Here is a 14,111-nt window from a genome sequence, read left to right on the forward strand (position 1 = left end):
TCAATTCAATGCTGTACGGCAAAAGAGGCCGGTTCCCCGGCCTCTTTCGTTTCGCTGCAGGTGCCGCTCAGAATCGCAGTTGCAGCTGCACACGGCCATAGCGCGGCGTCTGGTAGTTTACCGGCAGGCGGTAGTCGGCGCTTGCGGATTGGTTGAGGTCGTCGATGCCGCCTTCCTCGTTCCGCTGAAGCACCGCCTTCGAGTTCAGCACGTTGAACACATCGAACCGGACCGAACCGTCGAACGCGTCAGTCGGTAGCTTCACTTGAAGCGTCAGGTCGAGCGTCTTCTGCCAATTGCTCTGAAATCCGGTGCCGCGCTGTACCAGCGTGATCGGATTGTCGTCCGAAACGGCGCCATCTGCGAAGCGACAATAATTGCCGGCTACGCCATATTGCGATGCGTAAGGATCGATGGCGGTCGGCACGACGCCCAGGCAACCGAATTTACGCGGCGAAATCACCTCGATGTTCGCACCGATGTTGATGTATGCGTTGATCTGATAGCTGCCATACGCTTTGAAAGTATGGCGCCGGTGATTGGGCAGATAGCCATAGGAGCCATTGTTGAAACCCGGCTGATCGAAGTCCTGCGTCAGTCCCGCATCGGTCTGGCCGATGTCGGATTTCACGCCGCCCTCGTAATTGCCCACGCCGGCCGCGAGGGTATACGATCCCGCGAGGCTCCACTTGCCGTCGAACTCTCGATCAAACGTGAAGGTCATGGCGCGGTAGGTGCGCTTGGCCTTTGGATAACCGAGCTGCGCCGCGGTCAGCGTCGTCTGGGTGCCGTCGAGCAAGGTGACTTCGGCATCTGACCCTGGATTGATCAGCACATACTGTGAAAAGCCCGAATAGAGGTCGGCACAGGTCAGGCCGTTTTCGTTGCAGTATTTGATCGCCGCCTGATCGATCGCGGCATCCTCAAGTACCTCGTTGAGCTTCTTGTAGGTGTAATAGGCGCCGAACTTCCAGTGATCGCCCACGCGTTGCTCGCCGCCAAGGATATATTCGTCGGCGGATTGCGGCTTCAGGTTGCGCGCGACGGTCGTATCGGTAGCGGCCACGTTGCCATCTGCGCTGATCTGGCAGTTCAGGTTGGTGGTACGAAGGCAGGCATTATAGTTGTTGATCGGAGCGCCCAGGATCGGGACACCATCCGCGCCGATTCCCGCCAGCAGGAATCGTTCGGTGACGTCATACTCGGCGCCCGCCAGGCGAATGTTCGTATTGGCGGCGACAGGCATGAAATACCGGCTGAACGAACCGTAGAACTTGGTCCGCCCGTTGCCGATCGGATCGAACGTGAAGCCTAGGCGCGGACCCCATTGGTTACCCGACTTGTAGAAAGTTTCGCCGCCCGCATTCTTGTTCTCGAACCGATCGTTGCGCAGGCCGAGTTGGAGCGACAGGCGATCGCTGAACAGCGACCAGCTGTCCTCGGCATAGAACGCATCGTTCTGCGAACTGAACGCGCCGGTATTTTCGTAGGTACGGATCGTAACATAGTCGCCCAGCGTGGCGTCGTTGTAGATCCGATAATAGCCGCCGCCGGTGTAGGTGGTACCGCCGCTCGTCTTCAGCTTCTCGCGTTCGTAGCCGAAGCGGATGTGATGCGACCCCAGCAGCTTAAAATACAGATCGGCATCGCCGCGATAGAATTCGCGCTGGTCTTCGTTCGCGGTCTGGCTTGTTGTAGGGTTTGTGCCGGCGACGAGCGCGCCCGAATCGTTGGTGCGGTAATCGCGGACCGTCGGCGTGTCTGGCGTGTTCGAGATCGTGTTCTGACGATCATTGCTGCGACCATAAGCGGCAGATACCGTCAGCCAGTCGGTGAACGTCCCAGTGTAGCGACCAACATAATTGTCGCCGCCATATTCGTAGACGTTGGTCGACTTGTAGGCGCCGATCCGATTGGTATCGGCGTCGTAATCATAGAAATTATACGTGCGCGAACCCGTCGTGCGGAAATAGGTGAACTCGAGGCGCTGTCCATCGGTGATCACCGCATCGACCTTGCCGGCAAAGAACGGGCTGGTCGACTTGTTCGTCCGAAAGGTCGACGTGTCTGCCGCACCGATATCGGTCGGATTGAGCGTCGCACCCGAATTAAGGTTCCTGCTTTCATACAGGCCGTAGAAGAACAGATGGTCCTTGATGAGCGGACCCGACAGGTAGAAATCGGATCGAAGATCGGTCGCATACGCAGCGTCGTTGTCAGAATATTTCGTGTTGGGTGATGTGTCGCGCAACTGCCGGGGCTGGTAAGTGATCACCGCGCCGGCATGGAACTCGTTTGAGCCCGACTTGGTGGTGGCGTTGACGAAGCCGCCGGTGGCGCGTCCGAACTCGGCCGGGAAGCCGCCGTTCTTGACCTCGACCGTCTGGTAGAATTCGAACGGCACTTCGTTCGAGCCGAGGAAGTTGCGGAAGTTCGTGATGTTGAGACCGTTAAGATAGAACGCGTTCTCGCCGACCGAAGACCCTGCGACTGAGGCGAGATTGCCGAACGCCGCGTCGCCCGATGTCGTACCTGGCGATAGCCGGATGACCGAGGTGATGTCGCGGGCAACGGGTACGCGGTTGGCAAGGTCGGCGACGTTGATCGTCGTCCCGGTCGTCGTCCGTTCGAAGTCAGACACACGAACGCGCCCTGCCGTCACGACGATTTCGCCACCGTCGGCGGCTCCCACAGCGGCAAGCGTGAACTGGTTCGACGCGTTGTTCTGCGTCAGCGCGACGCCTTTCTCGGTATAGGCGTCAAACCCTTCGGCGGTGATGGTCACGGTATAAGTACCGGCGGGCACCTGCGGAATGCGGAAGTTCCCAGCCCCGTCGCTCGTCCCGGTGCGACTGAAGCCCTGGCTGTCGGACCGGATTTCCACGGTCGCGTTGGCAATCGCCTTGTCGTCCGTGCTGCGCACGCGTCCGCCTGCGGTGACGTTCTGGAAATCCTGCGCCATTGCAGCGGGCGCTAGCGCGAGAATGCCCACGCCTGCGCCGACAAGTGCGAGGGCTCGTAGCGCAGCGCCTGCGCGCAAAGCCTTGCGCGCCGAAATCGGATTAAATGCCAATGGATCCCCCTGTACCAACCGTCGTCGACGGCGTTGCCGGTAAATCCCCTCCTATTGTTAAAACTACGGCGTTCTAACGCGCCCTCGGTCCGTGAGAGCAAATGTAAGCAATATGACAGTGTGAAGTAAATCTAGTGAAGCATACGTCATCATCATTAGGGCAGAAGGTGTTACCCTTACGCCACGCTTTATTACAATGATGACTATTAGCTGCTCAAAATTCCAGCAATTCAATGGGCGCTGCTCAATATTGATGCAGTCAGCAGGATGGCCGATCGCGTCGTTAACGCATTGGTGGACATTCTGGCAAAAGCAGGAACCAACTACCGTGGGTCAGGACTTTTGTGGTTGCCGCCCGTGATGCAAGAGGTTCTGACCGTGTATCGCCACCCGCCTTCCCGCAAGCGGACGGGCCGCTCCCCTCTCCCATCACGACATTCGCGAGCGGGTAGCCGGACTTCAAAATCAATCATTCCCAAGGATGAACCAGCGTCCGAAGTTGGGAGGCAGGGAAGTGCGCCTGAATGTCCACTTGTGGGTCCTATCAGCTGCGCGCTGCCGGGCAGTTCCGCCCACATCCAGACGTTCAACGACCGCTGAGGCGTTCCCGATTGCAGCCGTCCGTTCAGCACTTCATTGTCTGCGGTATGGGCAAGCATGATCGACTATGGGCGCGTTACTGGGCGATCCGTGACAGTCATAAAAACGGATACTGGATGCCAATTCTATGGCATCTTGCTCTTCGGCGCGACAGTATAGCTATGACGGAGCTAAGCAGCACTTTTGCCAAAATCGGGCGAATTGCTGATCCTTTCAGTCAAAGTGGTCTCGCATATCGAGCTTATCGCGCTGGCAGCGCTCTGGGCGCACAGCACCTCGCTATGAATGCGTTCAATCGGCGCGACCTATCGGGCTATCGGTACTGGCTCGGCCACGCGGCTCGGCTTGGTGATTGCGATGCGAAGTCGGAGCATAGCCGGTTCGAGATCAGGCTACCGCATCAAAACGCTGCTTTGATCGGCCGCAAGCGCCCGCATCGCGCTTCAGACTTCGAGTAGCTGCCGGGCGACATCGCCCAGTTGCGGACGTTCGGGAGGCCCAATAGCTAACCCGAAAGCGGACGGCGTTGTTGCCTCACTGCGCTGAAAGCCTCATCCCTCGATCATGAAAACCCATATGTCAGCTTATTCAGGCCCCGCCATTGCATGCCTGTTGTCGCTCGCAGCAGCTGGCTGTGGATCACCAGCACCGAAAGTGCCGGACACAGCGCCGTTCCGGTATAATGGCACAACACTAACTTTCCCAGAAGGAACGGTAGACGCGCGAATAGAGGAGAGCGCAAAGAAAAGTGCGTATGCCCGCTTAGTTCCGGACCAGCCAAAATCGGGTAGCCCGGTTGACGCTAGATATTACATTGATCTCGGCAGGGGACATACTGGAAAGAGCTATGCTGGCGGGTATTGGCTTGGATTTCATCAATATCCGTCGAATAGCGTGCAAACTAAATTAGATAAAGATTATACAATGTTTTGTCCGGCACCGGACGGGCTGAGACTATTTTTTCGGTGCGCGGTACTTCTGCGAAGTCTGCCCGCAGCAGCGATCCAGTTTAAAAACGCACCCCTATCGCCAGAATCGGCTCGATCAATGGTAAGAGATGCCGAACTATATCTGACACGGGCGAAGGCGCAGAGAGCCACTGATCGAACGTCGGAACGACGGCGATCAGAACCAACGCCGAGAAAGCCCCTCATCTTTGTTCCGTATCCCTACAAGCATTGAGCTATTATCTTCGCTGGTAGGACTTTTGAGCGCCCGAAGCATGCCGGATGAGCGAAGGGGTGGGAAAACTAGGGTCATGGCTCGTTGGCGAACTTCCGCTTACCCGCCAATCTCCCCGAAAACGGTCAGGCCGTTATCTTTCCAATGCTGAACATTCCCGGAGCCGAGTACGGCGGAGATCCCCTCCGCCGCGCCCGGGCAGATCCCGCTTCAATGCCGTATTCCGCCGCAGGCCAGGCGGCGATGTACCCCGGCAATACCCCGTCTCAAAACGGCCAAAGTCGGACGTAACATACCGTTCTCAGTGTGCCAGTAAGCTGCCGTTCCTTAATGCCGGAAGCGTTGCCGCAACTTCGTCGCGAGCGAGACGATCAGCGCAGCAGGAATGCCGCCAACGACGCATCCGGCCGCAACCCAAAGGGCGAGCATTACGAGCATAATCGCGAACGCGCCGAGTTCTTGCCATCCCGTGATCTTCCACGGCTCCATGAAGATCACGCCAAAGCCGTAGGACAGGAGAAATGGCGCTCGAAAGCCCGGACCATTCTGTGACAGGACTGCCGCACCAACGATCCAGCAGGAAGTAATTAGCGCAGCGAGCGGAAGCACGATGAGGCCGGAAAAGTCCATCGTGTTGAGTTAGCGGCAGCTTTGACTATGATCCAGCCGCAAGCCCGCCCGTCCGCACTCCTTCTTACCTCAGCCATTCCGCGTCCGCCCAGTTGCGGCCGTTCAGCCGCATGGCATAACCCGCAAATGGTCAGCGTACGCCTGCCTTTGGGCAAATCTCTCGTTTGGGTGCTCTCCACCTTCGTGATCCTCGGGCTTCCGGCGACAAGCTGGATTTACTGGCCCGCTGTAGGAGAGTCGGGGGTACTTTCGCCCGAGGCCGACACGATCATCATACCGATGATGGCTAGCATCCTCCTTGCTGTCCTGCTTTCGCCCGTCGTTTGCGGGATAACGTGGCTCTGCCTCCGTGGGAGCGATAATGCTGGCAGCCCGCTGGCATGGGACAGAACCCGACCCATCCGTAGCTCCATAGTGACGCTCTGCTTCGCAATCCCGTTCTGCTTCGGGCTTTCGTTGTTGATAGATGAGTTCGCCGCGCCGCCCGGCTGGCACGGCCTTTGGTGGTTGCCCTATACGCTTGTTACGCTCTTTTGGCTGGCGGTGATGCGCGGGTCGGCCCTCTCAAAGCGGAATGGCAGATAACCTCCCATCCCGGCCATTCCGCTGACGCCCATAGTCCGCCGCTCAGGGGTTTGATCGACTCGCCCCGAACCTGCCGTTGGTTCAGCTTGGCATTGAAGGCGACGGTGATCTTCGGCGGGGGAAGTTTGTGCGTCACAGCGGCCTGTCCGCTTTCCTTCCCAATTCGGACATTCCGCTTCCGCCCAAAGTCGGACGATCCGGTAGGCAACTCGCAGTCTCAAAAGCGGTCATCTGTTCATGCCGATGATGCCAAACCCGGCGATGACATGATGCAAAAATCGAAAGTTTTGCATCACGAATGAGGTGGGATCAGCTCGCCTGCTAGCGCGTAGCAGCCGACACCCGCCCGCCGGCTCCTCGCTGTTACATCCAGTAAAGAGCTACAACCATACCGACGCCAATAGCTCCAATCACTATTCCGAGATGGGAACGTCGTGCCTTATAAGATAGGGATTGTTCGGTATTTAGTAAATCGGCTAAGTCCGGTACCTTGCCCGCTGTAATCCAAGGATGACGGCCTGCTAATGACTTTGCCAGATCGCGCGTGAACTCTGGACCATCGCTCCAGGTTTTGTGCCGATCTAATAGCTTTTCTGCTTCTAGTATTACGTTTTCCTTCCAAGTCGACGGATCGGATAAATATCTTTTAATAGATGACAGATTTTTAGCCGCCTCAAATACAACGTCGCCAGGACTAGTCTGAATTCCAGTAGCAGCGAGAACCTCAATTAAACCCGGGCGGCAATTTAGTTCGCCACTCAAAACTGGATGGACGGCGCGACTAAGCCTAACGCCATAATCCTGCTCCCCCCTGCTGTTGACATAACTGATTACGACACCGTCTTTTTCGATAAATGCCTGCGTATTATAACCAAGAATGCCGTTGGATTGGATAAGCGACCAGCCCTGGCCTGACACCAGCACAGCCATGGGAGGACAGACATCACTCAGCGGAAGCACTTTGGATTTAACCATCGCGCCTTTTTGACAGGCACCAATTGCGAAAACCTAAATGTCAGCTAGCCGGTTGCGATGCAAAACTCACAAGTTTTGCATCGACCAAAGGGCGGCGGAAAACCGAGCGTTCCGCCGATGCAAAAGATTGATGCATGCGGGATGCTTGGCTCAGTGGCCGGTTTCTTGGGGCGCTGCCCGCGAAGCGGAAGGTCCGCTTTCCTCTCCAAACCTGACATTCGCGAGCGGATAGCCGGGCTCCAAATCGGTCATTCGCAAAGATTAACGAGCGTCCGAAGTTGGGAAGCGGGGGAAGGGGCGTGAGCGTCCGCTTCTGGGTCCTCGTGTTTCCGGACGGTCGCGGCCAGTTCCGCACACGGGCACGATTGTTCAACCTTTCAACAGCCATAGCCGAGAGGCGATCAGAAATGACTTACAAGACGGATCGTCCCAGTCGGACGAAAGCCATCGCCGTTTATAGTGTTGTCCTGTGCGTAGGGGCGGCTCTAGGTTTGCTTGTCAGAGCGGGCGTGATCACCGACCATCTGCTCTAGTGATAGCGGCCAGCGCTGGCTCAACCGACGTTCGCTTTCCCACCATAATCTCGCGCCTAACCGGCAACCGCTTAAATTGCCGAACCTAGCGTTGCCTAGCAGTTTCGCCCAATTGCGGACGTCGCAACGCCTCGATAAGCTACGTCGGTGATGGCACTCAAACTCCCAAAACTTCTATGGGCATGTCCGCTTGTAGCGGGAGTCTCCTGCTCGACCATGGCGCAAGACACTGCATCGGTGCCCGATTCCTCCTTGGAGCATTTAGCCATTGTTGAAAGCAGGCTCTTTCCCCGTCTCAAGTCCTTGGTTTACAACGATGCTCGGTTGCGCTCTGAGATCAGGCGAATAGGATACGCAAAGGGTTGTCGTGCTGTGCATGACAGTCGCCATGAAGTGATGGAGGAATACGGGCCTAAGTTAGTGCCATTCACTGTAACGGCGATTCGCCACGTCGTGCCAGCAGGGAGGCTAAACGGCATGCGCGTACTCTCGTTCTTGGCAATGCCGCTGACGATTTACCAAGGGCGCATCGATGTCGAACTTGAAATGACTGCTGGGCCGATTTTGCAATCCGCCGACGTTGCAATGCGAGCCGTGTTTAAGGCACGGACGAAAGTTATTGCGACAGAAAGAAGCCACTCGGCAAATGTCATTGCGCCCAAGGCTGACGTTGCAGCGGCTGTTGGGATCAAGGGGACGTACGATCTCGACGATCCCTCGCAAATTAGCCTCGCCTGTGCCGAACTTTTAATTTCGCCACGTGCACGCCCGAAAATCAGCACGCCTCCTTTGCCGAAACCTTACGTGGTTATGCCAAATCCCTGATGCTTCACCTTCGGTGGTTCGCCGCTGCGAGTGACCGCTTTCGGCCATAACGGGCACCTTGGTATCACAACAACGAATGTCTGCGTTCTTCTCTATCACGACATTCGCGGACCGCCGGGCCCAGAATTATTAATTCGCCACGATGAACCAGCGTCTGAAGTTAGGAAGCGAGGGAAGGGGCGTGAGCGTCCGCTTCTGGGTCCTGTTCGCAATTCTCTATGATCTGAGGAGGTCGACGTTCTCAAAGTAGCGGTCCGAAGGGATAGTGGACCAAAATGCCGACTTGAGCCCTCCCCGGCTATTCTCGTTGGAAAACCTGCCTTGATGACCTCGCTGCCGATCCGACGTTAAGCGAGATAATCCGACCTCCAGTCGCTCATTTTGACTTGACGGGGCGCGTTGACCCTCGCGCGCTTGCGGGAACTATGGCCGCATCCTAACCCTCGCACCGTTGCATCCCAAGGAGCCGCATATTGTCCGTCAAACTGATGCTCGCCGCTCTACTGTCCACCACGCTGGCGACTGCCGCGGCGAGGGGGCAGGCGGTACCCGCGCCGGTCGTGCAGCCGGGTGAGAGTGCAGACGACGCGCGTTTGAAGCAGCTGTTCTACAACAGCGATGAGGCGAGCTTAGAACGTCATCCCATCGAGGCGGTTTTCCGTGGCGACCTGCGCTACGCCGACCAGTTCGGCGACTATCTGACCGATAGGTATCTCGTGGCCGAGCGCGCGGCAGTGGAGCATGACCTCGCGACCCTGAACACAATCGATCGTACCCGGCTGACCCCGACAAATCAGATTGCCTATGACGTCTTCAAGACGCGAAACGAGACTGATCTCGCCGGTTTTGCGCCCGCGCTCTTGAAGGTGCAGCGCGACCTGCCGATCGACCATATGAACGGGTTTCAGACCTTCTATCCTGATTTCGCGTCGGGCAATGGCGCCGCGCCGTTCAAGACGCTCGCCGACTATGAGAACAATTTAAAGCGCAACGCGAAATATGCCGTTGTCCTCGACCGCGCTATTGGCCTGTTCCGGCAGGGGATAAAGGACAAGATCGTCCAACCCAAGCTGGTCGTCACCAACATAATCCAGGAGTTCGACAACCTCATCGTGGAAGGGGTCGAGGGCTCGACCTTCTACGGCCCAGTGAAGACGTTTCCGGCAATGATCCCCGCAGCGGACCAAGCGCGTCTGAAGGCTGCCTATGCCGCGCAGATTCGCGACGTGATCATACCTGCGCATCGGCAGATGCGCGATTTCCTCGTTAACGTCTATCTGCCCGCCGCGCGCGACACGGTAGGTCTTTCCTTCCTGCCCGGCGGCGACGCCTATTACACATTTCTGATCCGGCAAAACACGACGCTGCCGATGACCGCGGAGCAGGTTCACCAGCTCGGCCTAACCGAGGTCGCGCGAATCCTGAAGAGCATGGAAGCGCAGAAACAGGCGGTCGGGTTCAAGGGCAACCTGCCGGCGTTCTTCGCCTTCCTGCGTACCGACAAGCAATTCCAGCCGAGCTCGGTGGACCAGCTGCGCAACGGTTACCGGGGAATCGAGGCGCGAATCTCAAAGCTAATCCCCGAGCAATTCTCGCTGACGCCGAAGACGACGCTGGAGATCCGGCCGGTCCCGGCGTTCAAGGAGAAGACCGAGGCGGCCGGATCGTACAACGCCGGCACGCCCGACGGGTCGCGACCGGGCGTGTTCTACTACAACACCTACGACCTGCCCTCGCGTTACATGTGGGAAATGGAGACGCTGTTCTTACACGAAGGCGTGCCGGGGCATCATTTCCAGATCAGCCTCGCGCAGGAGAACACCGCGCTGCCCGCGTTCATGCGGTTCGGCGACAATACCGCCTATGTCGAGGGCTGGGCGCTCTATGCCGAGAGCCTGTGGAAGGAACTCGGCATGGAAACCGATCCGTATCAGCGGATGGGCGGGCTGAACGACGAGATGCTACGCGCGATGAGGCTCGTCGTCGACAGCGGCATCCATGCCAAGGGTTGGACGCGGGATCAGGCAATCGCCTACATGCTCGCGAATTCGCCAATGGCGCGGACCGATGCGACGGCGGAAGTCGAACGCTACATTGCTATCCCGGGACAGGCGCTGGCCTACAAGATCGGTCAACTGACGATCGCGCGTACCAAGGCGAAGGCGCAGATGATGCTTGGCCCGAAGTTCGATCCGCGCGATTTTCATGCGCAGGTGCTTGATACCGGAGCGCTGCCGATGCCGGTGCTAGAGGCTAAGATCGACAAGTGGATCGCTGCTGGCGGCGGTGCGGCGAAGCGAGCGGCCGCCCGATAGCCAAGCGGGCTCGACGTGTCCTGACGGCTAAACAGGCTTGCCCGTATCGACTCCGCAAGGACGGCGGCACGGACTCGAAGCGCAAGTTCTATGCAGTCGGACCCCTGGTAAACCAGTCGACAACGTTGAGATTTTGTCCCGTCCGAATCCGGAATTTGGATCAGGGTACAGTGACTGGTGGCAGATGAGCTGAGCGACGAAGATAAATAAGCGACCGTCTAGGGGAGCGGCGGGCGCTGGTTGAATGTCGCTTCCATCCAACTGTTGGCCCCTAAAGCCACCCTTTGGATCTCTGAGAAGATCAAGTTAAGATCACGCGACGGGCGGACTTTCCTTTCTCGCGTTTTAGCCGCAAGTAACGGCTAGATGGCTCTCTCACCCGACTATTATGCTGTTCTAGGTGTGTCCTCGACGGCAAGTCGCTACACTATCCACGCCGCGTGGAAAGCGCTGCTCCGTCAGTATCACCCTGATGCCAATCATGGAGTGGATGTTTCTGCCCGTGCGAACGAGATCAACGAGGCGTATTCCGTTTTGGGAAAAAAGGACGCACGCGCCGCCTATGATCGCTCGCAGATCAGGCCGTCTGCCCACCGAGCGACCGCGGACCGCCCGTTTCACCCCAGGAAAGCTGGCAGGCGCCCGATGCGATCTAGCCCATCGATGCAGCCCAGCGGTAGCTTCTCGCAGCCGCTAGAGCCCAACGAATGGCTGATGGGCCTATTCCTGCTGATCCTCACCGCCGCACCGAATCGCTACAATCCTGGTTCTGTGGAATGAGGAATCCGGATTGGTACCTGCGGTTCGACGTAGCGTCTCTGCTAATCCCGTGCGTGAGCTTCCTGCAAAAGCCGTCCGCCGCTCATCGGTACAAAACTCAGACTTGGACAGCCTGCTTCCTAAACTATCGCCCATTCCCGATATTCGAGTTCGCAAAGTCAGGCGCCAAAAGCAGTCGTAACGCGGAGATGAACGAGCGGCTGTAGTTGGGAAGCTGGGTAGGGGGCGGGGACGTCTGCTTCTGGGGCTTGCCGGCCGCAAAGCGGACCGCCGGCTAGCGCCCCAGTTCCGGACATAGTGCCCTAGAGCGGCGAATGCCCGCCGCTAGTCAAGACGATTTGGCCGAGTCCAGTCGGGGGTGCCGATCCGGCATCCCCAGATGCGGGTGGGTATGGGCTTGCCACTCAGCTGCCGCGGGAATGGCCAACCGAAAAGTGCCTGCGCCATCACCGAGCATCGCCTGCCTGGCAAGCAGTTCATCCGAGTCCGGGCGATAAGCCCGGCGTCGCTTTCCCAGGAATACAGCGCCCCCTCGCCACGAAGCTTAAACCGGTCGAAGTTCCAGTTCCCGCGGCATCGCCCGACGAAGCTCGCTATCATCCGCTCCCGCCCGATGTCCGGTGACGGCGTCGAAGCAGCTGCGCTCGCCAGCGAGTCGCTGGGCACGTAGCGCGGGGTGAGGCAGCCGACGAGCATCAGAACCGCTAGCACCGGCAGCCCAAACATCCCGGCGAAGAATGACACCTTGCTCATTTTTCACAAATTACGAGCACGAGCTTGGAAACCGGTTAACGCGGGGCGTATCGACTACTTACGCGGCTTAGGATTCGGCCTGGCCGGAATGTCCGCTTCCCAGCAGTTTAGGTCGTACAGGCAACTGATTTGGACGCCCAAAAACTGCCGTCAAACCGGATGAACGAATGTCCGAAAGTCGGAGCCGGGGAAGGACCCTTTAATGTCCCTTTGTGGGTCGAGGCGGCTAATCATCTCATGGTGAGCCACGGCGCTTGGGTTTGGCATCAATCGGCGCCAAGACGAAGGCGAAGCTGGCGAGCCGGTTCCGGCCTACGGCTTTTGGCTGACTGGTGAGTTCGCTTAATCGTTTGAGCAGCGCGTTCACCTCGGCAACGTTTTCTGAGCTGAGCCATCCCTTATTTCGCGATGCCCAGAGCTCTCTCGCCGGACCGGCAACCACGGCATCGCTTCCTTCCAGAGCGTTGTCGAAATCCCGCTCGGCGATCTGCAGCAGGCTTTTGGCAAAGGCGCGTAGTTCTGCAGAGTTGCCATCTTCAGCGAGGTCATAGACGAGGCGAAGCGGGGCGCTGCCTTTGCCAACGAGACGGTAACGGCGCTCGGCTCCGCCGCCAGGCACCTCCTCGACCAATCCGCCTGATACGAGTGCGCGTAGGTGGTAGTAGAGGCCATCCGCGGGCCGACCGAGCTGATCCGCCAAATCAGTTACGCCAGCCTCTCCACCGAGCGCGGCAATCGTGTCTACCATCTCTTGACGCACCGGCGAGCTGAGTAGCCGGACCTGTGCCGGATCTCGAACTCCACGCAAATCATCATCATTCATCAGCGTGGACCTTTGTTGAAGAAGATGGTGTATATTTCAACGAATCGCATCAGGGAAGATGCCGGGTTAAAACGCTGAAAGGTAGAACGGCATTGTTGCTGCGTATCGGATCAACCCTCATTTCGACTTCCTTGGCACTGCTCGCCGCGCCGGCCAATGCGGCCGCTGCTCCGACATACGATCCCGTCGCGCTACGGGCGGATCTTCGCTTCGCACTCGACACCATCAAGCATCAGCATCCCGACCTTGGTCATTCAGTCACAACGGCGAAGCTGGAGCTGGAAGGCGAGAGGGTGCGCCGGCAACTCGACCATCCTATGAACCAGGCTGAAGCCTGGGCGACATTGGCGCAGCTCAATCGCACGCTGGCGGACGGCCATCTGTTTATTGGTCTGCCCGATTGGCGAGGGCAGAGTACGGAGGCGATCCGGCAAGGCACGGGATTCTTTCCGTTCGAGGTCAGGCTCGATGCCAAGGGCTTCCCAATCATCACTGCTGCGCTGGGCGGAGCGGCCACGCCGTTGGCCGGTCGCCGCATCCTGCGCATCGACGGGCGCGATGCGCGTGCGATAGCCCGCTCTCTAGTAGCAAGGGCACACGGGGACACGCCGGCCTTCCGCCAGGCCCTGCTGGCGCAACGCTGGTGGCTGTTTTTCGCAAAGCTGTACGGAACGCCGGTCGCCTATGATTTCGTCCTGAGCGGGCCTGGTAAGAAGCACCATGTCGTGGCGGGTTATGCGCTTCCGGCCATTTTGCAGCGGGATGCCGATTTCAACCGCCTGTTCATGTGCCGCATTGATGCGGAAGGAACAGCGCAGCTGACGGTCGCGTCGTTTGTTTGGGAGGACAAAGCGCGCTTCCTGCAGTTCACGCATGATTGTTTTAGCCGGGTGAAGGCTGCTGGCGTCAGCCGCCTCGTCATCGATGTCAGTGCTAATGGTGGTGGCAATGACGACATGTGGAAGGACGGCATTCTCCGATACATAGCGACACGGCCGTACAAGCAAGGATCGACCTATCTCAAGTGAGAACGCTCG

At 58.2% G+C, this 14,111-nt stretch carries 8 protein-coding genes; 4 read left to right on the top strand and 4 right to left on the bottom strand.

Annotated elements, in window-relative coordinates; translation table 11 throughout:
• Nucleotides 1–67: 67 nt before the first annotated feature.
• The 3 genes from EV283_RS15975 to EV283_RS15985 all read right to left on the bottom strand — a co-directional run bounded on the left by EV283_RS15975 (nucleotide 68) and on the right by EV283_RS15985 (nucleotide 7,000).
• A complete protein-coding gene (locus EV283_RS15975; RefSeq protein WP_130327035.1) occupies nucleotides 68–3,073 on the bottom strand; it encodes a TonB-dependent receptor in 3,006 nt (1,001 codons plus the stop codon).
• A 2,109-nt stretch (nucleotides 3,074–5,182) separates the two neighbouring features.
• Nucleotides 5,183–5,485, bottom strand: coding sequence for a hypothetical protein (locus EV283_RS15980; RefSeq protein ID WP_130327037.1), 303 nt, complete (start codon nucleotides 5,483–5,485; stop codon nucleotides 5,183–5,185).
• Between the two features lie 948 nt (nucleotides 5,486–6,433).
• A complete protein-coding gene (locus EV283_RS15985; protein WP_130327039.1) occupies nucleotides 6,434–7,000 on the bottom strand; it encodes a hypothetical protein in 567 nt (188 codons plus the stop codon).
• 728 nt (nucleotides 7,001–7,728) lie between these two features.
• Between EV283_RS15985 and EV283_RS15990 the strand changes: the two genes are divergently transcribed.
• The 3 genes from EV283_RS15990 to EV283_RS16000 all read left to right on the top strand — a co-directional run bounded on the left by EV283_RS15990 (nucleotide 7,729) and on the right by EV283_RS16000 (nucleotide 11,498).
• Entirely contained in the window at nucleotides 7,729–8,403 is a 675-nt protein-coding gene (locus tag EV283_RS15990; protein ID WP_130327041.1) for a hypothetical protein, read from the top strand.
• Nucleotides 8,404–8,891: 488 nt separating this feature from the next.
• Entirely contained in the window at nucleotides 8,892–10,718 is a 1,827-nt protein-coding gene (locus EV283_RS15995) for a DUF885 domain-containing protein (protein ID WP_130327354.1), read from the top strand.
• Between the two features lie 366 nt (nucleotides 10,719–11,084).
• The gene (locus EV283_RS16000; protein WP_130327043.1) at nucleotides 11,085–11,498 is read left to right on the top strand and encodes a DnaJ domain-containing protein; all 414 of its coding nucleotides are present in this window, start codon (nucleotides 11,085–11,087) and stop codon (nucleotides 11,496–11,498) included.
• A gap of 988 nt (nucleotides 11,499–12,486) precedes the next feature.
• Here the strand turns inward: EV283_RS16000 and EV283_RS16005 are convergent.
• Nucleotides 12,487–13,074 carry a helix-turn-helix domain-containing protein gene (locus EV283_RS16005; RefSeq protein ID WP_130327045.1) on the bottom strand — a complete coding sequence of 196 codons (588 nt, stop codon included), beginning with the start codon at nucleotides 13,072–13,074 and terminating at the stop codon, nucleotides 12,487–12,489.
• On the opposite strand from EV283_RS16005, the gene EV283_RS16010 reads away from it, so the two are divergent.
• Nucleotides 13,035–14,102 carry a hypothetical protein gene (locus tag EV283_RS16010; protein ID WP_130327047.1) on the top strand — a complete coding sequence of 356 codons (1,068 nt, stop codon included), beginning with the start codon at nucleotides 13,035–13,037 and terminating at the stop codon, nucleotides 14,100–14,102. The genes EV283_RS16005 and EV283_RS16010 overlap by 40 nt on opposite strands.
• Nucleotides 14,103–14,111: the final 9 nt, after the last annotated feature.

Origin of the sequence: Sphingomonas sp. BK036, assembly GCF_004216825.1 — a bacterium.
Lineage (GTDB): Bacteria > Pseudomonadota > Alphaproteobacteria > Sphingomonadales > Sphingomonadaceae > Sphingomonas.